This is a genomic window from Pseudomonas sp. PAMC 25886 (assembly GCF_000242655.1).
In the GTDB taxonomy this organism is placed as follows: Bacteria; Pseudomonadota; Gammaproteobacteria; order Pseudomonadales; family Pseudomonadaceae; genus Aquipseudomonas.
The window spans coordinates 38,835-63,436 of record NZ_AHHC01000058.1; the positions used below are offsets into that span (position 1 = coordinate 38,835).

The following is a 24,602-nucleotide window of genomic DNA, read 5'->3' on the forward strand; positions in this document are numbered from 1 at the left end:
AACCGTAGGATCGAGCTAGCTCGCGAAGGTCATTAACGATAACGCGGGGCACCTGGTGCCCCGCGTCGCTCTCGGTTTTTTCGCGAGCAAGCTCGCTCCTACAGGAGGCAGCCCGCGTTAGCCGTGCGCCGACTTGGCACACTCGCACCCGGTCGCCGAAGCACAAGGCTCACCATGGGCATGATGCTCGGCGCAGCCTTGGCAGCAATAGCCCTTGCCATCCTTCATCACCGCGTTTTTCCCCAACTGGCAGTTGCAGTGAGGGCAGGCGCATGTTTTCTCTTGCATGGTCAGACTCCTTTTTCGTGGTCGTCCAGGTGCGGCGAACGCCGGCACCTCAAGGAATGACTATAGGCAATCATGCAAGGTTCAAAGGCCCGTCAGTCAGCCCGACGAGCGTTGCTGCGGTACATGAACACCAGGGCCAGCGCCAGGCAGAGCATCGCCACGATCCGGCTGCCCGATAACTCGATGGCCGGGTTGCCGAGCCAGCCGAAGTTGTCGATCAGCATGCCCATGCCCAACTGGCCGACAATCACCGCCACCGTGGCCACCGCAGTGCCCACAATCGGAACCGCGCCAACCATCACCATCATGTACACCACGCCGAACAACGCCCCGGTCAGTTGCCATTTCGGCATGTCCAGCAGGCTGACCGCATGGGCCGGTTCGAAGAACAGAATCAGCAAGCCGGTGCTGACCGCACCCACCACAAACGTCAGCAGACTGCTGCGCAATACACCCACCGCCTGGCCGAGGCGGCCGTTGATGGCGGCCTGCACACTCAACACCGCACCGGCGGCCACGACCACTACCAACAACAGAATCAGATTCATCGCCTTAACCCCGCGCAATCAAAACAAGTGCCACCACAATCAACCCCAATGCAATCCAGCGCTCCACATTGACCCGCTTGCGGGCGGTGCCGAACCAGCCGAAGTGATCAATCAGCACGCTCTTGCCCACCTGGCCCGACAAAATCGCAATCATGGTCATCGCGATACCGATATGCGGCGTGGCCAGGGTCAGCACGACCACGTACATCGGCCCCAGAAACCCACCCACCAGTTGCCAGCGCGGCAGATCGGTCAACGCCGGACCCTTTTGCGGGCCGCTGAACAGCAACAGCAGAAACAAAATCGCCGAGCCAACGCCGAAGATGCTCAAGGTCGCCCACAAGTGCCCGACCTGCACACCCAGCGGGCCCAGCAACCCGGCCTCTACCGACAAACCCATGCCGGCGAAAATCACCAGCGGCAGCAACAGTAATCGAAGAAATGTCTTGGGCCGGGCCTGAGCCACAGTCGCCGTTGAAGAAGCCTGCATACATCACCTGCGCGTTAGAGAGAGGAACAATGGCGCGCATTATCCGGTGGCACTGCTGTGCGATAAATGGGAGCATGCCGACAACACCTTTGCGCAATACGCACAGAACGGAGTCATGATGCAGGGCTTGAACGAACTGAGTTTCAAGGCACTTCGCCTGTTTGTCGCCGTGCTGGACTACGGCAGTTTCTCTGAGGTCGCACGCCGCGAGGGCCTGGCGCCCTCCTCCATTTCCCGGCAAATCCAGTTGATGGAACAGGCCCTGGGCCAACAGCTGTTGTATCGGCATACCCGTGCGGTCAGCCCTACGGAAGCCGGGCGCCTGTTGGGCCGCCATGCACGGCTGATGCTGGAGCAGTTGGAAGCCGCCGGCCAGGCGCTGCAGGAACAGGAAAGCGAACCCAGCGGCCTGGTGCGCATTAATGCGCCGATGGTGTTTGGCCAGCGCCATCTGTCGCCGTGGCTGGGGGAGTTGTGCCGGCGTTATCCGAAGCTGCAACTGGATATCCAGCAAACCGACACCTATGTCGACCCGTTGCAGGACGGTACAGACCTGCTGTTTCGCATTGGCGTGCTGAACGATTCCGGCATGCAGGCGAGAATCTTCGCACCCCAACGCTTTCGCCTCGCCGCCAGCCCCGGCTACCTGAAGCGTTTCGGTACCCCTCAACATCCCGACGAGCTGGCCAACCACCAATGCCTCGCCTACAAGGGCGTGACGGGCCAGCAGCGCTGGTTCTTCCGCCGCGACCAGGGTGACTGGACGTCCTACAGCGTCAAGGGCCCGATCACCGGCAACCACGCCGACACCCTGACCCACGCCGCCGAACAAGGCCTGGGGCTGGTGGTATTTCCATCGTGGTTGATCGGCGAAGGCCTGCGCGCCGGCACGCTGCAGGCGGTGCTGACCGACTATGAAGTGGCGACGACCCTGGAACCGCAACAGATTGCAGCGCTATGGCCGGGTAGCCGGCGGTTGTCGTTGAAGGTGCGCACGGTGATCGACTACTTCGTCGAGTGTTTTGGGACGGTGCCGTACTGGGATCGATGAGGTGTCAGGAAAAATCCCCCTCCCCGTAAGGCATGTCTGTTTTTATGAAACACAGGTCCAATTCCACTTGCACTCCGGCAGACTCCGACAACTTCCTTCAGGAGAGACGTCATGGATGCCAGTCATTACCCGTTCGGAAACACACAACAACTCTCGCAAAAATCACCCTCAACCAGCAGTCGGCTGATCTTTGCCTGCCTACGAAATTTTGGCTATATTTGGCCAAAATCCGGGGAAGACCACATGATTACCGTACCGTTGGGCGAAGCAAAAAATAACCTGTCAAAACTGGTCGATGATGCCGCCTCCGGCCAAATCATCACCATCGCCAAGCATGGGCGCGCCATGGCTCGCCTTGTCCCCGTCGGGAAACCGACAGGCCGGCGTATCGGCGCCATGAAAGGAAAACTGGTGGTGCCGGACGACTTTGATGCGCCATTGCCAGACGACATGCTGGACGCGTTCGAGGGAAATCACCCATGAGGGTATTGCTGGATACCCATATCCTGCTTTGGGCCCTGAGCGATGATCCGAAACTGTCTGCCAGGGCCAGGAAGCTGATCGAGAACGCGGCAGAAATCTACGTCAGCGCCGCCACATTCTGGGAGCTGGCAATAAAGGTCGGTCTCGGAAAGCTCAACGTAAACCTGGAGGAAATCCGCGAGTACTGCCTTGAAAGCGGCTACGTGGAATTACCCATCACCTCCGAACACGCTATCGCGGTCAAGGACCTTGAGGCCCATCACAGGGACCCGTTTGATCGACTCATCATCGCGACGGCCATCATCGAACCGATGAAGCTGTTAACGGCGGACCCGATAGTGGCGAAATACACATCGCTGGCCGTGTTGGCGTAAACCACTTCGTTCAGAACAACCACTGCCCGATCAGCCAGGCATTCGCCCCGCTGATCACCACAAACAAGCCCCAGGCCAGCAGTCGCGTCGGCAAACGGTTAACGAACGGTCCCATCAGGCGCTTGTCGCCCGTCATGCGGATCAACGGGTACAGCGCAAACGGCAACTGCAGGCTCAACACCACCTGGCTGAGAATCAGCAACTTGCCGATGGCATCGTCCCCCATCAGCCACACCCCGAGGAACGCCGGGATCAGCGCCAGGCCACGGGTGATCAGGCGCCGCTGCCAGCAGGGAATACGCAGGTTGAGGTAGCCCTCCATGATCACTTGCCCGGCGATGGTGCCGGTGAATGTGGAGCTCTGGCCGGACGCCAGCAGCGCGACACCAAACAGCACACTGGCGAAGGCACCGCCCACCAGCGGGTCCAGCAAGTGGTAGGCGTCCTGGATTTCCACCACGTCCGTGTGACCGGTCTGGTGGAACGCCGCGGCGGCCAGTATCAGGATGGCCGCGTTGACCAGCAGCGCCAGGGCCAGGGAGCCAATGGTGTCGATACGTGCCAGCTTGACCGCGTCCTGGCGGCTGGCCAGGTCCTTGCCGAACATCCGGGTTTGCACAATGGAGGTATGCAGGTACAGGTTATGGGGCATCACCGTGGCGCCCAGGATGCCAATGGCCAGGTACAACGGTGCTGCATCGCTGATGGCCGACAGCGACGGCGTGAAGCCACGAAACACGTCGGGCCAGTAAGGTTTGATCAGCACCAGTTCAATGAAGAAACACACACCGATGGTTGCCACCAGCGCCAGCATGATCGCTTCCAGTCGGCGGAAACCGCGGTTTTGCAGGGCCAGGATCAACAACGTATCGAAGGCGGTGATGACAATCCCGGTGGTCAGGGACACGCCCAGCAACAGGTGAAACGCCAGGGCGCAGCCGAGGACTTCGGCGAGGTCGGTGGCGATGATCGAGATTTCCGCGAGAACCCACTGCACCAACGACGAGCGCCGGCTGTAGCGCTCGCGGCTCAATTGCGCCAGGTCCTTGCCGGTGGCGATGCCCAGCCGGGAGCACAGGCACTGCACAGCCATGCCCGCCAGGCTGGCCAGCAGCACCACAAACAACAAGTTGTAGCCGTACCGCGAGCCGGCTTCGATGGCCGTGGCCCAGTTGCCCGGGTCCATGTAACCGATGGAGATCAGCAAGCCTGGGCCGGCAAATTTTAACACGCGCTTGAAAAACGAAGCCCTGGGGTCGACGGCGATGGTGCCGGCGACTTCCGGCGGGCAGAAAGGGGCGGTAGCGATTTTGGGCAGGCTGAATTTCACGCGGGGTACCAGGCTTTCACACAAGACGTTTACGCAGCTTATCAGTCAGACGTCACGGTACGCATCACCGTCTCCCGAGGCAGATCAAATGCCTCTACCACCTGGACCACCAGATCCAGCTCCTGGTTCAGCGCCTCACGCTCCATGCGTTCTCGAATCACCCCGATCACCAGCACCGCCAGGGTGGTGATGGAATACGCAGGGCCGGAAAATGCCCGCACCCCGGTCACCAGCAGCATCGCCGCCGCCAACGCCTGCCCTACCACCGGAATCGCCGTGGCCGCGCCCCGGCGCAGGATAAACCCGGTGAGCCCGGCCAGCGCCGTGCCGCTCAGGGCAGTAGTGGCTGAACGCCCGACATCGAAACGATTGAAAAAACCCTGTTCCTTCTGTGCCGCAGCCTTCAACTCTGCCTCGAACACTTGGCGGTCGGCCTGGCTGAGTTTGTCCTTGTATTGCTCGATCAGCCGCTCGGCGACTTGCAGTTCCAGATCCGCGAGGGCGACTTGCTCAATCGGCTCATCGAACTTGATGCCCACCCGCTGCGCCACATCCTGGGCGATTTCGCGGTAGCTCACGCCATGGCCGCGTGCCAGGTTCATGAAGGTGTCGCCGCCCATGCGTTGCAGTTCGATGGCCAGTTTCAAGGGCTCGCGCACCGTGGCGTCGATCGAGGCGCTGCGCTTCTGCGCCATCAATTCGGCGAAGAACTTCAACTCTTCCGGGCGCGCCTGAACCAACAGCGGGAACAGGTCGACATCCTCTTCGGCAAACCGAACTTCGCTGCTGCGCTGATCGGCGCGGATTATGCCCCGGCGCTCCTGCAGCAAGTCGGTGTACTGCACCACCGTCTTCAACTGCGGCCAGTAAGCGGCATGGTCGAACGTGGCCAGGTGCACATTGGCAACCTTGGCCTTGAGCGCGGGTGTCAGCGGGATGGCATAACGACCAATGCAGCGCTCGGTGTCGGGCTTGAGCGCCAGGGCCCAATCCTTGCTGGAGTGGCAGTTGATCACCCGGCCCTTGAGCGGCGCCGACACCAGGTCCCACGGGCTGGACGTACAAATGGCGCCGCCCATCAGCAACAGGTTGTTCAGCGGCAGCTCACGGGCCACTTCGGGGCTTGCGAGCACGCTCTTGACCAGAATCCGCGCGCCCAGGGAGTGACCGATCAGGTTGATCTGGCGCACCTTGATCGACTCGCCGTGCAGGTAGTTGGCCAATTCGGGCAACAGGCTTTTGGCAACTTCATCCACCCGCGCCTCGACGCTTTTGTAGTGGTCAAGGAAATAGGCAATCGCCTTGCCCACCCCAATGGTCGCCGCGCCCAGGCTACCGCCGCCGAGCATTGAGGTGATCACGTCCTTGAACGGCGCAAACAGGTTTTCCAGGAAATGCCCCGCCGGCCAGAACAGCATCAGGTTGGTCGAGCCTTCGATGGTTGCCAGTTGCTGCGAGAAATTGCCCAGTTGCTGCTGGTTGAAGAACGCCGAATAACCATGGACATAGAGATTGAGCACATCCCCTTGGGGCTCGCCACACAACACAAACGTGGGCTTGCGGGTGCGGTGCATTTCATCCCACTGGTGTTGCATGTGGCGGTGACTCCTGGTGACGACGGAGGGCGATAGTAACAAAGGGTGAGGCCCGGGAATGTGAAAAACTGATACCCGGACTGTCCACAGCGATGCACAGTGATGACAGAAAACACGGATTTTGTTCGGTCTTTCAGTCCATTAGCCTTTGCCCGGTCAACCACTGAAACCGAGGAATACCATGAGCAAGCCCGAATTTTTCATCACTCCCGGCTATGGCGACATCGCACGCGACACCCTGCATTACGCCCAGGCCGTCAAAATCGGAAACCGCGTTGAGACCTCAGGCCAGGGCGGCTGGGACGACGAATTCCAGATTCCCGAATCCCTCAGCGACGAAATCGCCCTGGCCTTTCAAAACCTGGACCGCACCCTGGCACACGCCGGCGCCGGCTGGGAGCACGTGATCCACGTCAACTCCTACCACGTGGGCGGTTTTCCTCCCGAAGTGAACGAGCAGATGGTCAAGTGGTACCGCCATTACATGCCCAACCACACGCCGATCTGGACCGAACTGGGGGTAGAGGCCCTGGGATTGCCGGCGATGCGCATTGAAATCCGCGTGACGGCAATTATTGCCTGACGCCAAACCGCTCGATCACCCAGTCGATAAACACCTTCAACCGTGCATTTTGATGGCGGTTGGGTGGGTAGATGATGTGCAACGGCGTGGCCGGCCGGGTCCAGTCCGCCAGTACCGGGACTAACTGGCCGGCCTCCACGTAGTAGTCGACGATGGTCTTGAAGTGCTGCCCGACGCCCAGGCCGGCGAGCAGCATTTCCTTGAGGCCATTGCCTTCGTTGGTCGAAAACGCACAATTGCCTATTTCATGACGGACCGCGCCTTTCTCGAAAATCAACGGTTCCGGCTTGCCCGACCCGGCAAAGAAATAGCCGGCCTTGAGGTGGTTGTGTTCGAGGTCTTCCGGCGACACGGGCGTGCCCATGCGCTCCAGGTAACCCGGCGCGGCGCAGGTGACGTACTCAAGGTCCACGACTTTGCGCCCGATCATCGCCATGTCATCCAGCTTGCCAACCCGCAGCACACAATCCACCCCCTCCCCTACGATATTCACGGCACGGTCGCTGATGCCCAGGGCAATGGTGATATCGGGATACTCACGATGAAAATCCACCAGCGCCGGGATCAGCAGGCAATTGCCGAAGGACGCCGGAGCATCCACCTTCAGGTGCCCACCGGGTTTGAGCTTCTGCCCGCGCAGGGCGTTATCCAGTTCGTCCAGTTCGGCCACCAGGCACAGCGCGTGATTGTAGTACTCCAACCCTTCCGGTGTAGCCGCCAGCGCACGGGTGGTGCGATGCATCAGCTTGACGCCAAGGTGCTTCTCCAGGTCGGTGATGAGCTTGCTGACAGTGGAGCGTGGCAGCGCCAGTTGGTCGGATGCGCGGCTGAATGAGCCGGTTTCGACGACACGGACGAAGGCGCGCATGGCAAGGAGTTGGTTCACGGTGATGTCCGACGGATAGAGAATTCCAATTATTGTGCATAAAACTGCACAATAGCGACAACCATTCAAATAACAAAAAGCCCGGCGCGCATGGCCGGGCTTTGATGGAAAGAATGACTCAGTTGGCAAAGTTCTCAATCTTTACCTGGCCATCAGGAAACGTGGCGACGATCTCCAGTTCCCCTCCCATGGCGCGAATGTAATTACGCAGCGTGCTGATATACATGTCTGTGCGCCGCTCCATTTTGGACACCGCCGCCTGGTTGATATTCAGCGCCTTGGCCAAGGTGTCCTGGCTCATCTGTTGCGCCTTGCGCAGTTCATGCAGAGGCATTTCTTTCAGATGCTGCTGGAGGATCTGCTCCGCATCGGCCCGGGCTTGCGGTGTCATGCGAGCCTGGAGCTCGCTAAATTTTTTAGCCATGGTTACGGCCCTCTATACGCAGTGTTTCCAAATGTTCGTCATACAACTTCTCAGCCAGCGGGACGTATTCGTCATACCAACGGCCTCGTCCGGTTTTGTTCCCGCCTATCAACAATAAGGCACACCGGCGTGGATCAAATGCATACAGAACACGATAAGGTCGCCCCGCGTGCTGTACCCGCAGCTCTCGTAGGCTGCCATGCCGCGAACCCTTGATATCACTGCAGTGAGGAAACCCAAGGCCTGGCCCCAAGAGGCCCAGCAAATCCACACTGGCCGATACTGAGGATTGCTCCCTTGCATCCAGACCGCCCCACCAGTCTCCAAACTCGTCCGTGTATTCAACGTCCCAACTCATGCAAATATGCCATCCATGGAATATAAACTCAAGGACATAACTGTAGAGGCTTGGGAGGCACACAACCTCCCGTTCTTCCCGGGAAAGTGTTTGTAGATTATTCCCGCATGATTATTGGCGGAGCGGAGCGGGACGCAGAGCATCCCAGGCTGCATTGCTGCGCAGAGCGTAGGAACGATCAAAAAAAACCGCCCTTTCGGGCGGTTGAAGGGACCCGGCCTTGATCAGAAGCCGAGGGAGAAACTGATGGTCATCGCGTGGTCCTTGTCGTTGCGCGAGACTTGTCCGGAGTAGCCCAGGCCTAGCTTGCCGTTGGGGCTGATCTGATAGTCGATGCCTGCTTCCAGTACGGCGCTGTCCTTGGCAATCGGTACGCCTTGGGTGCTGAATGAAGTTCCACCGCCGTTGATAAAGCTCAGGTCGGCATCCGGCTTGGTATCGCCGAAGGCATGACGCCAGCCGATGCTGCCCCGCGGGGTGATCTTCGAGCCGTTGCCCAGGGTGAGGGTCTGGCCGACACGCAGGCCCAACGTGGAGAAGGTAATGTCTTGATCGGCATCACCGCGCAGCGCCGCCGAACCGCCCTTCTCTTTGATGGTGTCGCTGTCGTAGTTGACGTAGGCCAGGCCTGCGAACGGTTCCAGGACAACGCTGGCGGTTTGAAGGGTGTAGCCGACTTCACCAAACACTTGCGCACTGCGGGCCTTGTAGTCGGCCTTCAGGCGTTGACCCACACCGCCCACTGCCACGTCGCGCTTGCTGTCGATGTCATGCCAGCTGTAGGCAACGCCCATGCGTGCGGCGAATGCTTCCTGCTGGTACGCGGTGTAGGCCATCAGGTGATAGCTGTCGACATCGGCGCTGGAGTTGCGGTGCTTGGCGTCAAGGTCGCTGCGGGTGTAGCCGGCAGCAACGCCGGCACGCCAGGCGTCGTCGAGTTGCTTGTCGGTGCCCAGCAGGAAGCCACTGAGGTTGCGGTCCAGGTTGGCAGTGTTGCTGTCGCCGCCCATATGGCCCCAGGTGCCCAGGACACGTGCCCAGCCGACCATTTCGCCTTGGCAACCGGCGCTGCTCAACTGGTTTTCGCTCGGTGCCAGGCTGCTGCGTGGATCGTCCTGGCGGTAGCAACCGGGTTGGCGCAGGCGCTCATTGACTGCATCACGGATGTAACGCGAGTCTTCGAGCAAAGCACTGGCGGTGCTGGCGTGGATTTCCCCCGAGAGGTTATCGAACGCGGCGCGGGCACTGGCTGTACTGCCGTTAAGCAGCGCGTTTTGCACCGCTGCACCGCCCACGGCTGCCCCACTGCCCAGTGCCGCCGCGACCGCCCGCTGATTGCCGGTGGCTGCCACGCTGGCGTAGCTGACGTTATTGCGGCTGACCGCCAGGGCGACCTCATTCGGGCTGTAGCTGAGGGCAGTATTGAGGAACGCCAGGTTCTCAAGGTTGGTGCTGGCAAACGTACCCGTGACCCCACCACCCGCCGTCAACAAGGTGTAGGTGGTGGGCCCGGCATAAGGTGCCAGGTTAACCACGTTCAGCGTGCCCGCCAGGTTTGCCGTGCCGCCCACCGCCAGGGCACCGGCGGCCGACGGGGTGATGACCAGGTTCAGCGCGCCATCGGCGGCGTTGGTGAAGTTGCCGGCAACACTCAGTTTGCCGCTGTCGGGCGTCACCGCACCGTGGTTGACCAGCGAGCCGACACTGCCATTACCTGTCAGCCCGGCACCGTTGGCCACGGTGACCTGCCCGCCCAGGATGGCGTTGGGATTGGCCGCGTTGCCGACTTGCAACACGCCCTGATCCACCGCCACCGTTCCGCTGAACGACTGGTTGCCGGTGAGCAGCAGCGTACCCGAGCCCTGCTTGACCAGCGCACCGGTGCCGCTCAGCACACCGTTGAATTGGCCACTGCTCAGTTGTGTGAACAGCAACCGCGCGTTGTTGAGGATATTGCCCCGCAGGCTGGTGGTGTTACCGGCCAGGGTCCCGCCACTGACAGTGGTGCCGCCGGTGTAGGTGTTGGTGCCCGTCAGCACCAGGGTGCCCGCATCCAGTTTGTTGATACCGCCCGCGCCCACCAGTGGCGCATCAATCTGGGTGGTCACGCCGGCATTCACCCGCGCTGTGGCCAGGCTGCCGTCCGGTGCATTGGTCGGGCTCAGGCTGCCGCCTGCACCGGCCACCAGCGAGTAGCCCGGGTCGAGGAACTGCACGCCGGTAAAGCTCTGGTTGCCCGCCACTGTCACGGTTCCGCCCTGGCCGCCAAACACGGCGAACTGGTTGGTCGACACCTGGCCCTGGGTGCCGTTCGGATCGGTCCAGTTGGTGCTTGGGCCCCACGTGCCACTGCCGCCAGTGATGGTGCCGTCAGGATGGGTGGTGCCGCCGTTCCAGAACTGGATTTGCCCCGGCGTGGTTTGCACCAACAGGTTGACCTGATTGGCCAGTGCCGTTTGCAAGGTCAGTGCGCTCGGCAGGATGCCCGACGGCAACGTGCCGTACGCCAGGCCGTTGTCGGTCAGGCTGCCGCCGTAGCGGAACAGCTGGTAAACCCCGGTACCGAAACCACCGGCGTCGGTAATGTTGAGTGTGCCGTCCAGGGTCAGGTTGCCCGCGACATTCACCACCGAGGTAGCAGCCCCCGGTGCGCCGAGGCTGAAGTCCAGGTGAGTGCCCGAGGACAGGTTGAGGCCGCCGACCGACATCGGCGTACCGCCGGTGCCTGCGGTCAGGGTCGAGCCGCTTGCCAGGGTGACCGTGCCCGCCAGTTGGCCTGAACCACCCAGGGACGCGCCACTGCCAACCAGCACATTGGCACTGTTCAGGGTGCCGTTGACCAGCAGGCCGCCGGCATTGACGTTGGTATCGCCGGTAATGGCGTTGTTGCCACTGAGCAGCAGGTCGCCCGTACCGTTTTTGTTCAGCACCCCGGCGCCGGTGAGGTTGCCGGTGTAGGTGCCATCGGCCGCCTGTTCGAAGGTCAGGGTCGCATTGTTGGCAATCGCGCCCTGCAAGCTGCTGGTGTCACCCGTGGTGGTGCCACCATTCAAGGTGGTGCCGCCGCTGTAGGTGTTCGCGCCGGTCAGCAGCAGTGCGCCAGTGCCGTTTTTCACCAGGCTGCCGGTGCCACTGATAACACCACCGAGGACGGTGTCTTGAGTCCCCGCGAGGGCCAGTTGCGCACCGAGGTTGATCGCGTTGTTGAGTTGCAACGCCGCCGTGCTGTCGAGCGTCCCATTGCCGGTAACGCCCAGTGCGCCGCTGCCCAGGGCATTGTTATTGCCGAGCACCAGCGTACCTGCCGCCAGCTGCGTCCCGCCGCTGTAGGTATTGTTGCCATTGAGGGTCAGGCTGGCTGCGCCGCTCTTGACCAGGCTGCCGCTGCCACTGACCACGCCGCCCAGGGTCAAGGCGTTGGAACCTGCGACATTCAAGGCCCCGCTCAGCACCACCGCATTGGCCAGGTTGACGCCGGTATTGCTGTCCAGCGCCGTGCCGTTGGCCGTGGTCAATACGCCGGTACCCAGCGCACTGTCGTTGCCCACCACCAGCTTGCCGCCGTTGAGGGCAGTGCCGCCGGTGTAGCCATTGGTGCCAGTGAGGACCAGGGTGCCGGTGTCGTATTTGCCCAGCGTACCGGCGCCGTTGATGGCCACGCCAATCGTGGCGGTGTTGTTGGGGTCGACGCGAATTGCCGCGTTCCCCGTGCCGCCATTGACCAGGTCCAACGCGCCTGCCGTGCCGTTCACCAGCCTGTAGCCGTCGGTGGCGAACTGCAGGCCGGTGATGCTTTGCGTACCGTTGACCGTGACGGTGCCCGCCGTGCCCTGGAACACCGCGAAACTGTTGCCCCACGCCTGGTTGACGGTGCCATCCACGCTGGTCCAGTTGGTGGTGCCGGTGCCCCAGGTGCCGCTGCCGCCGTTGATGCTGCCGTCGCCCACCAGTTGGCTGCCATCCCAGAACTGCACGGTGGTGTTCGGCGCCGTCACCAGCAGGTTGACTTGATTGGCAAGCGCCGTTTGCACTTGCAGATCCCCCGGCGTCACGCTGCCAGGCACGCTGCCGACCACCAGGCCGTTATCGGTCAAGCCGCCGGTGTAGTTGATGATGCGATACACGCCGCTGCCAAAGCCGCCGATATCGCTGACATTGAGGTTACCGTCGAGGGTCAGGTTGCCGCCGACATTGATCAGCGCGTTGCCACCGCCGACGACTGGTGTGCCCAGCCCGACATCCAGATTGGAATTACCCGACAGCACCAGCGAGCCCACCGACAAGGTGCTGCCGGTCGCGCCTGCGAGGTGACCGCCATCAGCCACCGTGACGGCGCCTCCCAGGCTGCCAGTGCCCGTCAGCGTCGCACCGTTGTTGACCGCGACGTTGCCGCTGGCCAGGGAGCCGCTGACGTTCAGGGTACCGCCGTTGATGCTGGTGTCGCCGGCCAGGGTATTGATACCGCTGAGGGTCAAGGTACCGCTGCCGAGTTTGCTCAGTTGCCCGGCACCGTCGAGTACACCGGCAAAGGCGCTGCTCAGGTTGCCACCGCCCAGGCTGAGGGTGTTCCCGGCGCCGATCAGTGCCGTGCCACTGCCGGTGAGGCTACCGAGGCTGTTGGAAGCGCCGAGGTTGAGTTGGCTACCGGCACCGAGGTTCAAGCCGGCGTCATTGCCGAGCGCCGTGGCACTGGCGGTGGTCAGGCTACCGCCCAGTACGTTGAAGTTGCCGCTGAAGCTGTTGTTGCCACCGAGCGTCAGGTCGGACGCGCCATTTTTAGTCAGGGTGCCCGCGCCATCCAGTGCACCGGTGAAAGTCAGGTTGTTGTTTCCGGCCACACTCAAGTTGTCGTTGACCGTGACGTTGTTGGCCAGCACCAGCGCCGAACTGTTGTCGAGTGTCGAAGGCCCCGCCACCGTCAGTGCACCGGAGCCCAGTGCCGTGGCAGTGCCGAGGGTCAGGGTGCCGGCGTTCAGCGTGGTGCCGCCGGTGTAGGTGTTGACGCCATTGAGCGTCAGGTTGGCGCTGCCGTTCTTGGCCAAGCCCCCTGCGCCACTGACGACGCCCGCGAGGGTCAGGCCATTGCTGCCGGTGACCGCCAGGTTGGCATTCAGGACGACATTATTGCCCAGGCTCACCGCGGTGTTGCTGTCCAGGTTCGAGGCGCCGGCCACCGTCAGGTTGCCCAGGCCCAACGCCGTGGAGCTCCCCGCCGTCACAGTCCCGCTGTTCAAGGTAATTCCGCCGAGGAAGCTATTGGTGCCATTGAGGACCAGATTGGCCGCGCCGTTTTTGGTCAGGCTGCCTGCGCCGTTGAGGGCGCCACCGAGGGTCAGGTCAGCAGTGCCGCCAATCCCGAGGTTGCCGGCCAGGTTGATCCCGTTGTTGACGCTCACCGCCGTGGCCGCATCCAGCGTAGTGCCGTTCGCGGCGTTGAGCGCGCCACTGCCGAGCGCCGAATTGGACGCCAGGATAAGCCCGCCGGCATTCAGGGCAACCGGGCCGAGGAAGGCATTGTTGCCGCCGAGGGTCAGGTTGGCCGCACCGTGCTTGATCAGGCCCCCTGTGCCGCCGATCACACCGTTGAGGGTCAGCGCATTGCTGCCACCCACCGTCAGGTTGCCGAGCAGGCTAACCCCGTTAGTCAGGGTGACGGCAGCGTTGCTGTCCAGCGTGGTGCCGGACGACGCGCTCAGTTGGCCGGTGCCAAGGGCGGTGTTGCTGCCCACCACCAAGGTGCCGCCTTGCAGCTCGGTGCCTCCGGTGAAGGTGTTGGCGCCGTTGAGTACCAGGATGCCGCTGTCGAGTTTGGCCAGGGTGCCACTGCCGTTAATGCCCACGCCGAGGGTGGCGGTGGAACCCGGGTCGACGCGAATCGCAGTGTTGCCGCCGGTGCCGTTCACCGCCGTCAACTGCCCCGCCGCTCCCGTCACCAGGTTGTAGCCATCAGTGACAAACTGCAGGCCGGTGAACGCTTGCGTGCCCGCCACCGTGACGGTGCCCGCCGCCCCCTGGAACACGCCGAAGTCGGCGGCCCACGGCTGGTTGACCAGGCCGTCGACCGACGTCCAGTTGGTACCGACCGCCGTCCAGGTGCCCGTGCCGCCGTCCACCACGCCGTTGGCGATGGTCTGGCTGCCGTCCCAGAAGCGAATGTTGGCGTTCGGTGCCGACACCAGCACGTTGACCTGATTGCCCACCGAGGTCTGCACCACCAGGTCGCCAAGGCCGAAGCCCACCGGCACACCCGTCACATTCAGGCCAAGGTCGGTCAGTGAGCCGGTGTAGTTGATCAGGCGATACACCCCGACACCAAACCCGCCGGCATCGGTGACGTTCAGGTTGCCGTCGAGGGTCAGGTTGCCGCCGACATTGAGCAGTGAGCTGGTGGAGGGTGCGCCGAGCGCCACGTCCAGGTTGCCGTTGCCGGCCATCACCAGGGAGCCGGCCGACAGCGTATTGCCGCTGCTCAGGGCCAGGTGGCCGCCGTTGTTGACGTTCAGCGTGCCGAGCACCGAACCGGTACCGGTGAAGGTCGCGCCGGTATTGACGTTGACGTTGGCACTGCCCAGCGAGCCGCTGAGGTTCAGGGTGCCGGCATTCACGTTGGTGTCACCGGTGAGGCCATTGATGCCGGTGAGGTTGAGGGTACCGGTGCCGACCTTGGCCAGGCCACCGCTGCCGCTCAGGCCGCCGTCGAAGGTGCTGGTGGAATTGAGGCCACCCACCGACAGCGTGTTGCTCCCGCTGACCAGCACATCACCGCTGCCGGCAAGAGTCGCGAGGCTGGCATCACTGCCCATGATCAGCGACGCACCGGCGCTGACATTCGCGCCCGAGGTATTGCCCAGCGCGCCCGCACTGGCGGTGGTGACACTGCCGGACAGGATATTCAAGGCGCCGGTAAAGGTGTTGGGGCCGCTGAGCGTCAGGTCGGCCAGGCCATTTTTATTCAGCGCCCCGGCGCCGCTGATGACGCCGCCGAGCACCAGGTTGTTGTTGCCGGCCACGCTCAAGCCGGCATTGAGCACGATCCCGTTGTTCACGGTCATCGCCGCGCTGTTGTCCAGCGTTGAGGTGCCCCCTACCGTCAGGCTGCCGATGCCCAGCGCTGCGCCATTGCCCAGTGTAAGGGTGCCGGCGTTGAGGGTGCTGCCGCCGCTGTAGGTATTGATGCCATTAAGGGTCAGGTTGGCCGTGCCGTTCTTGATCAACTGGCCGCTGCCGCCAATCAGGCCGCCCAGCGTCAGGCCTTGAGTGCCGCCGACGGTGAGGTCGGCGTTGAGGACGATGCTGTTTGCCAGCGCCACCGGGGCATTGCTGTCCAGCGTCGCCGCGCCGTTGACCGCCAGGCCGCCGGTGCCGAGGGCGGTGTTGCTGCCGACGGTCAGCGTGCCCGCATTCAAGACGGTGCCGTCGATAAACGTGTTGGCACCGTTGAGGATCAGGTTCGCCGCTCCGTTTTTCACCAGGTTGCCGTTGCCGCTGATTGCGCCGCCCAAGGTCAGATTCGCGCTACCGCCGATAGTCAGCGGGCCGGTCATGCTTATTTGATTGCTCAGGCTGACGGAGGTATTGGCGTCCAGGGCGGTGTTGACCGCCGTGCTCAATGTACCGTTGCCCAAGGCGTTATTGGCACCGACGATAATCTTGCCGGTGTTGAGCGCTGTATTGCCCAGGTAGTTATTGGTGCCATTGAGCGTCAGGTCAGCCCCGCCGTTCTTGATCAAGCCACCGATACCGCTGACGCTGCCGCCGAGGGTCAACGCATTGCTGCCGCCGAGGGTCAGGGTGCCGCCGAGGTTGAGGGCATTGGCCAGGGTGATGGCAGCGTTGGCGTCCAGAGTGCTGCCGTTGGCCGCGTTCAGCGCGCCCGTGCCCAGCGCGGTATTGGAACCGACAATCAAGGTCCCGGCATTGAGCGCCGTGGTGCCGGTATAGGTGTTGTTGCCATTGAGGGTCAGGCTCGAAGGGCCGGTCTTGATCAGGCCGCCGGTGCCGGCGATCACCCCGCCGAGGGTCAAGGGGTTGGCCCCGCCGGCGCTCAGGTTGGCGTTCAGGTTGATCGCATTGCTCAACACCAGCGCACCGGTGCCGTTGAGGCTGCTGGTACCGCCCACGGTCAATGCTCCGGTGCCCAGCGCCGCGCCATTGCCCAGCGTCAGGGCACCGGCGTTAAGGGTGCTGCCGCCGCTGTAGGTGTTCACGCCGTTGAGGGTCAGGTTGGCCGCGCCGTTCTTGATCAACTGACCGGTGCCGGCCAGCACACCACCCAGGGTCAGGGCGTTGCTGCCCGCCACACTCAGGTCGGCGTTCAGCGCAACGTCATTGCCCAGGGTCACATTGGTGCTGCTGTCGAGGGTCGCGGCGCCGCTGACGGTCAGGTTACCGACGCCCAGGGCTGCGTTATTGCCAGCGGTGAGCGTACCCGCGTTGAGTGTGACGCCGCTGAGGAAGGTATTGGCGCCGTTGAGGATCAACTTGGCGGTGCCGTTCTTGGTCAGGCCGCCGCTGCCCCCGACCAGGCCGCCAAGGGTCAGGTCAGCGGTCCCGCCGATGTCCAGGTTACCGGTGATGTTGGCCGCATTGGCCAGGGTAACGGCAGTGCTTGCGTCCAGCGTGGTGCCGGCGGCGGTGTTCAAGGTTCCGCCCACGCCCAGTGCGGTGTTGGACCCCACAATCAGCGAACCGGCGTTGAGCGAGGTGTTGCCGGTGTAGGTATTGGCGCCACCGAGGCTCAGTGCGGCCGCACCGTTCTTGATCAGGCCGGCAGCACCGCTGATCACACCCGTCAGGCCCAGTGCCTGGGTCCCGCCAATGGTCAAATCGGCAGTCATCGCCACAGCGTTGGCCAGCGTCACCGCGGTGGTCGCATCGAGGGTAACGCCGGCAGCGGTAGTCAGGGCCCCGGTACCCAGCGCATTGTTATTGCCCACCAGCAGCGTGCCGGCGTTGAGCGCGGTATTCCCGCTCTGAGAGTTGTTGCCTGTCACCGTCAGGGTCGAGGCGCCATTCTTGAGGATGCCGCCCACCCCCGAAATGGCGCCCGCAAGGGTCAGCGCGTTGCTACCGACCGTGGTCAGGTTGGCGTTGAGGACCATGGCGTTGTTCAGGGTGACATTGGCGCTGGTGTCAAGGTTGGCGCCGCCATTGACGTTCAGTACGCCGGTACCCAAGGCATTGTTATTGCCGGCTATCAACGTGCCGGTGTTCAGGCTAGTGGCGCCTGTATAGGCAGTGTTGCTGCCATTGAGGGTCAGGCTACCGCTGCCACTCTTGCTGATACCACCTGCCCCATTGATCACGCCTGCCAGGGTCAAGGCCCCGGATCCGGTAACCGTCATTCCACCGTTGACGGTGATGAGATTGTCCAGGCTGACAGTGCCCGGTGCACTCAAAGTCGCCGCGCCCGCGAACGTCACAGAGCCGGTGCTGAAGGCTTGATTATTGAGGACCTGAACCGAACCGTCATTGAGCGTGGTATTGCCGGCAAACGTATTGGCACCACTGAGGCTCAACTGCCCGGTGCCGGACTTGGTCAAGCCGCCGGTCCCGGAGATCACGCCTCCCAGGGTCGTGTCGTTGGCCCCCTGTACGGCCAGGCCACCACTGCCAAGGGTGATCAGATTATTGAGGGTCAACCCGGCGTTATTGGCCTGAATCGTCCCGCCGTTGGAGGTCAGCACACCCGTGCCGAATGACTGAGCGTTGTTGTACGACGCAATGCCGCCATTGAGGGTTGTGCTGCCGCTGACGAGCGGCCCTTGCAGGGTCCAGGTACCGCTGTTGAGCGTCAGGTTGTTGAAGTTGACGTAGTTGGCGCTGGACACCGTGCCCACACCACTGGTGCCGCCGCCGATGCCAATGGAGTTTTGCAGGATCAGCGAGTTGACGCCGCCTGCGCCGCCATCAATCTGGCCGGTCGGGGCAAAGGTCAGGTTGACGCCAATCAGGCCACCCAGCGAAAGCCCGATACCGCCGCCGCTGGAGATCGTCGAACCGGTGATGGCGGTGAAGGTGTTGGTGCTGCCGGCCCCCATGGAGACGCCGCCGGAAATCGTCCCGGAGTTGACGAAGGTATTACCCGTGGTGGAACTTTCAAAGGCTACCCGCCCGTTGATCGTGCCCGCGTTGATCACGCTGACTTGTGAGCCCCCGCGAATCGCCACCACCGGCGCGTCCGCGGCGAACAACGTCACGTTGAGCAATGCGGTCGAACCGATGGTGCCATTGTTCACGATGTTGGTGCTGCCACCAGCGCCGTTTTGGATGTTAAGTGCCATACCATTGAGACCGGCGAGATTGACCCCCAGCAGGTCTGCGGTCCCCCGGATGATCCCGGTGGCGGCGTTGGTGACGTTCACCACACTCGCACCCGCGTTACCCACCACGACACCGCCACTCAAGAGTGCGACAAGCCCGAGCAACGCCGGGTCGATTAGACCCGCGTTGTTCAAGGTAACGTTGTTGCCCGTCAGATTCAGCGCCACGCCACCCAGCGTCGCGTTCAGCTGGGCAGCCGAGCCCACATTGACGGTCAGGTCATTCACCGCACTGGAAAAGGTGTTCAAGAACAACGGCAGCGAAGGCACGCCGGTGCAGGTGACCGTGGCGCCAGCCGCAGGACTTGCCGGCGTACAAGCAGCCATCGCCTCCGGGCTCGCCAGGCCAAGAACCAGGCCGGCAATACCGAGGCGAATAGCAAGGTTCAGAGGAGAAATACGAGGTATGGCGGCAGTAGCAAGTCTTCTTTCCACGTGAAACTCCTTGTGGTCAAAGCCTTTCATCCATGAATGCGCAGAAGCCCCTAATACAGATCCAAACACGCATCGACTTCGAAATACCTGACCGTGGTGACAACTGATCCTGTTTGTCAAAACGTTAGCCGGGTACATAAAAGTCATTGAAATAAATGGTATTAATACTTTCGCGAGTACTTCGTAAGAACCAGGCGTCCTCCAATCAACGCTGAGGCGACAGCGTTGGCACCTGCAAAAATTCAGATTTCAAAACGTAAAAAAGCGCTCTAATAGCGCCCTGTGTTACCCCTGTAGGCGCGAGCTTGCCCGCGAAAAACGCTCAGGCTCCGCGTGTAGTCATGCCAGCCAGCGTCATCGTTAACGACCATCGCGAGCAAGCTTGCTCCTACGGTAAAACCTGTTGATTCAGCAAAAAGATCCTGGAGTCCCCAATGCCCCATGAAGGCAACCTGTTACAAGCGGCGGTTGTGTTCCTGCTTGCCGCCGTACTGACCGTGCCCCTGGCCAAGCGCCTGCAACTGGGCGCCGTGCTGGGTTACTTGCTGGCCGGGGTGATCATCGGCCCGTCAGTGCTGGGCCTGGTGGGTAATCCGCAAAGCGTCAGCCAGTTTTCCGAGCTTGGGGTGGTGTTGCTGCTGTTCATCATTGGCCTGGAGTTGTCACCGAAACGCTTGTGGGTGATGCGCAAGGCGGTGTTCGGCGTGGGCCTGGCGCAGGTGATGCTGACGGGTACAGTGATCGGCGTGGTGGCGCTGTTTGTGTTTGGCCAATCCTGGAACAGTGCGATTGTGCTGGGCCTTGGCCTGGCACTTTCCTCCACCGCGTTTGGCCTGCAGAGCCTGGCCGAGCGCAAGGAACTCAACCAGCCCCACGGGCGCCTGGCCTTTGCCATTCTGTTGTTCCAGGACATCGCGGCCATCCCGCTGATCGCCATGGTGCCGTTGCTCGCGGGCAGCGATCACCCCACCACCGCCTCCCAGGGGCTGGAGCACGGCCTGCAGGTGCTGGCCAGCATCGCGGTGGTGATCATCGGCGGGCGTTATCTGTTGCGTCCGGTCTTTCGCATCGTGGCCAAGACCGGCCTGCGGGAAGTGTCCACCGCCACCGCGTTGCTGGTAGTGATCGGCACGGCCTGGCTGATGGAACTGGTGGGCGTCTCCATGGCCCTCGGCGCGTTCCTTGCCGGGCTACTGCTGGCAGACTCCGAATACCGGCATGAGCTGGAGTCGCAAATCGAACCGTTCAAGGGCCTGCTGCTGGGTCTGTTTTTTATCAGCGTGGGCATGGGCGCCAATATCAGCCTGTTGTTCAGCGCGCCGGTGATCGTGCTGGGGCTGACCCTGCTGCTGATCGCCATCAAGCTGCCGCTGCTGTTTTGCGTGGGGCGCCTGGCCGGTGACCTGAACCGTGAAAGCGCATTGCGCCTGGGCGTGGTGCTGGCGGCCGGCGGTGAGTTCGCCTTCGTGGTGTTCAAGATCGGCCGCGACCAGGGCCTGTTCGAGCCGCACCTCTACGACATCCTGGTGCTGACCATCACCCTGTCCATGGCCGTTACGCCGTTACTGCTGTTGCTCTGCCCGAAGCTGTTCAAGCCCAAGGTCAAGCCTGTGGAAGTGCCCGAGGAATACCGCGCCATCGAAAGCGATTCGCCGCGGGTGGTGATCGCCGGGATGGGCCGTATGGGGCAGATCGTGGCGCGGATCCTGCGGGCACAAAACATCTCGTTTATCGCCCTCGACACCTCGGTGGAAACCATCGAGCTGACCCGCAGTTTCGGTGGCATGCCGGTGTTCTATGGCGACCCCCAGCGCCCGGAAATCCTCCACGCGGCGAAGGTCGACCAGGCCGAGTTTTTCGTCATCGCCATGGACGACCCCGAAATCAACATCAAGACCGCCGAGCTGGTGCGCAACCTCTACCCGCACATGAAAATCATCGCCCGCGCCCGTAACCGCCAGCACGTGCACCGCCTGGTGGACCTCGACGCGTCACCGGTGCGCGAGACGTTTTACTCCAGCCTGGAAATGAGCCGCCGCACCCTGGTGGGCCTTGGCTTGACCCAAGCCCAGGCCGACGCGCGCATCAGCCGCTTCAAAAACCATGACCTGCAGCTGCTGGCAGCGCAACACGCGGTGTATGACGACGCGGCCAAGGTGATGCAGTCGGCCCAGGAAGCCCGGACGGAATTGGCGCGGTTGTTTGAGATGGACCGACTCGAGGAGGAGTCCGACAAGGTGTAAGGACGGAGATGAACGATCTTGCGAAAATTCTGACAGAATACGGCGCAATTTCGTTCATCCCTGGAGAGCTTCATGGCCACCCTCAGCAAGACCGCAGCCCTCTTGGCCCTCGCGCTGGCCGCCGGCTTCGGCGCCAGCCAAGTCCTCGCCGCCAGCAAGCCGGCCGCGCAGAAAACCGCCACCCAGACCGTCTCCACCCTGGACGGCAAGTTCAGCTTCAACCTGCCCAAGTCCTACCAGGCCGACCCACTGCCCGCCGGTGATGCCGAGCACGGCACCGCAGGCGCCACCGGCACGATGTACAGCGACCAGGCCACTAAAAGCGTGATCTTTGTCGTCGAAAAACCGAGCGCCGCCGGCCTGATCAAAGACAATGACCCGCAGTTCCTCGACGGTGCCGTGGCGGATTTCGTCAAGGAGCAAAGCGCTGCCCTGCCAGACTTCAAGAAAGGCGCTGAGAAGAAACTCACCGTCAAGGGCCTGGCCCTGCGCCAGGTTGACAGCACCGCGACCATGGGCGGCGGCAAGACCCTGAGCTCCACATTCCTCACGGGCTCCGGCAGCCACCAGTTGGTGGTGCAGGCCATTTCCCGGGCGGATGACGAGAAAGGCCATGCGCTGTTGGTGAAGCAGATTATCGGCGGTAAATGAATCGCGGGACTCAGCGCAGGCTGTTTTCCAGCCACTGCTTCAAGTCCAGCAATTCCGCCTCACCGACGGTATGAATCATTCCCGGGTAGCCGTGGAATTCCGGCGTGAGGCCAATCCCCCGCAGCGCCTCATTGGCCCGCGTGGCCGAGTAGTAAGGCAGCGCCTGGTCCAGGGTCCCGTGGCCGATGAAAATCGCCAGCTTGCCCAGTCGCTCGTCCGGCTTTAGCTCTGCCTTGAGCACCGGCAACACGCTGCCACTCAACGCCGCAATCCCGCGCAGGGTTTCGGGATGCCGTAGCCCCACTTCGTAAGACATGATCGCCCCCTGGCTGAAGCCCACCAGAAACACCCGCTCAGGTTGGGTGTGGTACTTGGTGGTGGCCCGGGCGACGAAGTCTTCGATCAGCTTCGCGCTGCTCTGCAAATCGGCGGTCTCGCCATCAAAATCGCCATCGCCCGGCTTCTTGCGAAACCAGCGATAACCACCGCCCTCTACCGGCATCGGTGCCCGCGCAGACAGGTAGGTCCAGGTCGACGGCAAGCGGTCCTTGAGCCCGAACAAGTCCGCCTCGTCACTGCCATAACCATGCAGGAAGATCACCAGCGGCTCGTTGCGCGCATCGCTTTGGGTCTGCTCCAGATACGGCAGCGGCAAGTCCGTGTGCAATTCAGCTTCGGCATGGGCAGCGCTGGTAAACAGCGCCAAGGTGAGGGCGATCAGTTTGAGCATGGGCATCAACCTTCAGGGTTTGCGCAACAAATAAGTATCCATGATCCAGCCATTGGCCTGGCGCGCGGCCTTGCGCACCCGTTCGATTTCTTCGGCCACCTCGGCCACTTTGCCGCTGATCAGGATTTCGTCCGGTGTGCCCAGGTAGGCGCCCCAGTAGATATCCAGGTCCTGGTCGGCCACGGTGCGGTAGGAATCTTCGGCATCCAGCATGACAACCAGGGTGTCGGCATCACTCGCCTGCCCCGCCGCCAACCGACGCCCGGTGGTGATTTCGATGGAGCGGCCGATGCGGTTCAACGGCACTTTGTGCTGCGCTGCCAAGGCCTGGACGCTGGTAATCCCGGGGATCACCTCAAACTCGAACACACAACTGCCACTGGCCAGAATCGCTTGCAGGATACGGATGGTGCTGTCGTACAGCGCCGGGTCGCCCCAGGCCAGGAAGGCGCCGACTTCGCCGTCGGCCATTTCTTCATTGATCATCCGCTCGAAGGTCTGCTGCTTGTCGCGGTTCAGGTCCTTGACGGCGGTGGTGTAGTCGATGTCACCGCGCACCCGCTCGGGGCAATCGGCCTCGACAAAGCGGTAGGCATGATCGGTGATGTAGGTCTCGCAGATTTCCCGGCGCAGGTCGATCAGCTTGTCCTTGCTCTGGCCCTTGTCCATCAGGAAAAACACGTCGGTGCGGTTGAGCGCCTTGACCGCCTGCATCGTGATGTAGTCGGGGTTGCCGGCGCCAATGCCGATGATCAGGATGCGTTTCATGGGAAAGTCTTCATGGGTGTTCTCGGTGCGGGGAGCGGATTTTGCCATGTTCCGGGCGTCAGGCGTGAGTTTCCAGGCGCAGGCGCCAACGACCGTTGAAGCGCAGCTCGGTGGATGACAGCGGCTCGATGTCGATCAGGTTGAACTGCGACGGCGGGCATTGCATCACGTGCAACAGCGCCGCACGGATGACAAACGGATGGGTCACGGCCAGCACGTGCCCCGGCGTTTGCTCAAGGGACTGCAACCACTGCCCTACCCGTTCACACAGCTGCGCCACTGATTCGCCGCCATGGGGCGCCGAGGTGCTGTCGGTTAACCAGGCCTGCAGCGCTTGCGGTTCGGCCTGCTGGACTTCATCAATGGCAAGCCCTTGCCAGCGGCCGAAATCGCAATCGCGCAGGGCTGTTTCAACCGATGCATCGGCCGCAAACAGCGTCGCCGTCTGCCGGGTTCGCGCCTCCGGGCCACACAGCACCTGGGGCGCACGCTTGAAGCGCTGCGCGAGGGACAACGGCGCCTGCTGCCAGTCCATCTCCACCGACTCATCCAGCGCAAAGCGTGCCTGTTTCTGGGCGCGGGTGCTGGCGTGGGAAATAAGGGTCAAACGGGTAGCCTGCATGACAAATCGCTCTGGTTTTAAGGTGCAGTCAGCGTAGACTTGCGAAGTTGTTTCAATATGTTTCAAAAATTCTGCAACAGGAAGCCGGTTCAATGCCGGCGCGGTCGCGCCACTGTATTCGGCCTGATAGCCGTAAGCCAGACCCTGTTTCAGCCAACTCGCTATCCATTTCGGGACGCGTCATCCCTGGAGGTTTTCATGGCTTATACCGCTGCAACTGATTCCGACGTTTCCATCCCGTCCATTCCCCTGGGCGAAATCCTGCCCTGGGCGATCTTCAGCGGCCTGCTGCTGTTGCTGGCGATTTACTTCGTTGGCGCCGAGCAAGGCGCAACCGCCGTGTTCAAAGGCATGTACGTGCATGAGTTTGTGCATGACGGTCGTCACCTGCTGGGTTTCCCCTGCCATTGATTGGAGCGTG

General features: G+C 62.3%; 19 protein-coding genes. 7 read left to right on the forward strand and 12 right to left on the reverse strand.

What is annotated here, in order from left to right:
- Positions 1 to 117: 117 nt before the first annotated feature.
- The 3 genes from MUM_RS1000000133405 to MUM_RS0119815 form a co-directional block, all read right to left on the reverse strand.
- Positions 118 to 288 (reverse strand): metallothionein, encoded by a 171-nt coding sequence (locus tag MUM_RS1000000133405; protein ID WP_008437063.1) that lies wholly within the window; start codon positions 286 to 288, stop codon positions 118 to 120.
- A 92-nt stretch (positions 289 to 380) separates the two neighbouring features.
- A complete protein-coding gene (locus MUM_RS0119810) occupies positions 381 to 836 on the reverse strand; it encodes a DMT family transporter (protein WP_010173249.1) in 456 nt (151 codons plus the stop codon).
- A 4-nt stretch (positions 837 to 840) separates the two neighbouring features.
- Complete coding sequence (locus MUM_RS0119815) at positions 841 to 1,326, reverse strand: DMT family transporter (protein ID WP_029616013.1); 486 nt, start codon at positions 1,324 to 1,326, stop codon at positions 841 to 843.
- 118 nt (positions 1,327 to 1,444) lie between these two features.
- Here MUM_RS0119815 and MUM_RS0119820 point away from each other — a divergent pair, with 118 nt between their 5' ends.
- The 3 genes from MUM_RS0119820 (at position 1,445) to MUM_RS0119830 (ending at position 3,234) form a co-directional block, all read left to right on the forward strand.
- Positions 1,445 to 2,377 carry a LysR family transcriptional regulator gene (locus MUM_RS0119820; protein WP_029616014.1) on the forward strand — a complete coding sequence of 311 codons (933 nt, stop codon included), beginning with the start codon at positions 1,445 to 1,447 and terminating at the stop codon, positions 2,375 to 2,377.
- A gap of 111 nt (positions 2,378 to 2,488) precedes the next feature.
- Entirely contained in the window at positions 2,489 to 2,860 is a 372-nt protein-coding gene (locus tag MUM_RS1000000134810) for a type II toxin-antitoxin system Phd/YefM family antitoxin (RefSeq protein WP_238535547.1), read from the forward strand.
- On the forward strand, positions 2,857 to 3,234 hold the full coding sequence (locus MUM_RS0119830) for a type II toxin-antitoxin system VapC family toxin (RefSeq protein ID WP_010173254.1): 378 nt from the start codon (positions 2,857 to 2,859) through the stop codon (positions 3,232 to 3,234). Before MUM_RS1000000134810 ends, MUM_RS0119830 begins: the two co-directional genes overlap by 4 nt.
- A gap of 10 nt (positions 3,235 to 3,244) precedes the next feature.
- Here the strand turns inward: MUM_RS0119830 and MUM_RS0119835 are convergent, their stop codons facing one another.
- Positions 3,245 to 4,564 (reverse strand): Nramp family divalent metal transporter, encoded by a 1,320-nt coding sequence (locus MUM_RS0119835; RefSeq protein ID WP_010173255.1) that lies wholly within the window; start codon positions 4,562 to 4,564, stop codon positions 3,245 to 3,247.
- A 41-nt stretch (positions 4,565 to 4,605) separates the two neighbouring features.
- Positions 4,606 to 6,159, reverse strand: coding sequence for a DUF726 domain-containing protein (locus MUM_RS0119840; RefSeq protein ID WP_010173256.1), 1,554 nt, complete (start codon positions 6,157 to 6,159; stop codon positions 4,606 to 4,608).
- A gap of 181 nt (positions 6,160 to 6,340) precedes the next feature.
- On the opposite strand from MUM_RS0119840, the gene MUM_RS0119845 reads away from it, so the two are divergent.
- Complete coding sequence (locus MUM_RS0119845) at positions 6,341 to 6,742, forward strand: RidA family protein (RefSeq protein WP_010173257.1); 402 nt, start codon at positions 6,341 to 6,343, stop codon at positions 6,740 to 6,742.
- On the opposite strand, the gene MUM_RS0119850 is transcribed toward MUM_RS0119845, so the two are convergent.
- From MUM_RS0119850 to MUM_RS0119865, 4 genes are all read right to left on the reverse strand, one after another.
- A complete protein-coding gene (locus tag MUM_RS0119850; RefSeq protein ID WP_029616015.1) occupies positions 6,732 to 7,628 on the reverse strand; it encodes a LysR family transcriptional regulator in 897 nt (298 codons plus the stop codon). The two genes, MUM_RS0119845 and MUM_RS0119850, sit on opposite strands and share 11 nt — an antisense overlap.
- A 118-nt stretch (positions 7,629 to 7,746) precedes the next feature.
- Positions 7,747 to 8,052 carry an XRE family transcriptional regulator gene (locus MUM_RS0119855; RefSeq protein ID WP_010173261.1) on the reverse strand — a complete coding sequence of 102 codons (306 nt, stop codon included), beginning with the start codon at positions 8,050 to 8,052 and terminating at the stop codon, positions 7,747 to 7,749.
- Complete coding sequence (locus MUM_RS1000000133410) at positions 8,045 to 8,410, reverse strand: type II toxin-antitoxin system RelE/ParE family toxin (protein WP_081480111.1); 366 nt, start codon at positions 8,408 to 8,410, stop codon at positions 8,045 to 8,047. Before MUM_RS1000000133410 ends, MUM_RS0119855 begins: the two co-directional genes overlap by 8 nt.
- Positions 8,411 to 8,634: 224 nt before the next feature.
- A complete protein-coding gene (locus MUM_RS0119865; protein WP_029616016.1) occupies positions 8,635 to 19,167 on the reverse strand; it encodes an autotransporter-associated beta strand repeat-containing protein in 10,533 nt (3,510 codons plus the stop codon).
- Between the two features lie 434 nt (positions 19,168 to 19,601).
- On the opposite strand from MUM_RS0119865, the gene MUM_RS0119870 reads away from it, so the two are divergent.
- Together MUM_RS0119870 and MUM_RS0119875 are read left to right on the forward strand one after the other, a co-directional pair.
- The gene (locus tag MUM_RS0119870; protein WP_010173267.1) at positions 19,602 to 21,410 is read left to right on the forward strand and encodes a monovalent cation:proton antiporter-2 (CPA2) family protein; all 1,809 of its coding nucleotides are present in this window, start codon (positions 19,602 to 19,604) and stop codon (positions 21,408 to 21,410) included.
- A gap of 72 nt (positions 21,411 to 21,482) precedes the next feature.
- Complete coding sequence (locus tag MUM_RS0119875) at positions 21,483 to 22,061, forward strand: hypothetical protein (RefSeq protein ID WP_010173269.1); 579 nt, start codon at positions 21,483 to 21,485, stop codon at positions 22,059 to 22,061.
- 10 nt (positions 22,062 to 22,071) lie between these two features.
- Here the strand turns inward: MUM_RS0119875 and MUM_RS0119880 are convergent, their stop codons facing one another.
- The 3 genes from MUM_RS0119880 to MUM_RS0119890 are packed head-to-tail and all read right to left on the reverse strand — an operon-like array spanning position 22,072 to position 24,181.
- Positions 22,072 to 22,791 carry an alpha/beta hydrolase gene (locus MUM_RS0119880; protein ID WP_010173271.1) on the reverse strand — a complete coding sequence of 240 codons (720 nt, stop codon included), beginning with the start codon at positions 22,789 to 22,791 and terminating at the stop codon, positions 22,072 to 22,074.
- 12 nt (positions 22,792 to 22,803) lie between these two features.
- A complete protein-coding gene (cobF, locus tag MUM_RS0119885; protein WP_010173273.1) occupies positions 22,804 to 23,559 on the reverse strand; it encodes a precorrin-6A synthase (deacetylating) in 756 nt (251 codons plus the stop codon).
- 58 nt (positions 23,560 to 23,617) lie between these two features.
- Positions 23,618 to 24,181 (reverse strand): histidine phosphatase family protein, encoded by a 564-nt coding sequence (locus MUM_RS0119890; protein ID WP_010173275.1) that lies wholly within the window; start codon positions 24,179 to 24,181, stop codon positions 23,618 to 23,620.
- 198 nt (positions 24,182 to 24,379) lie between these two features.
- Between MUM_RS0119890 and MUM_RS0119895 the strand changes: the two genes are divergently transcribed.
- The gene (locus MUM_RS0119895; protein WP_010173278.1) at positions 24,380 to 24,592 is read left to right on the forward strand and encodes a CbtB domain-containing protein; all 213 of its coding nucleotides are present in this window, start codon (positions 24,380 to 24,382) and stop codon (positions 24,590 to 24,592) included.
- The last annotated feature ends 10 nt before the right edge of the window (positions 24,593 to 24,602 follow it).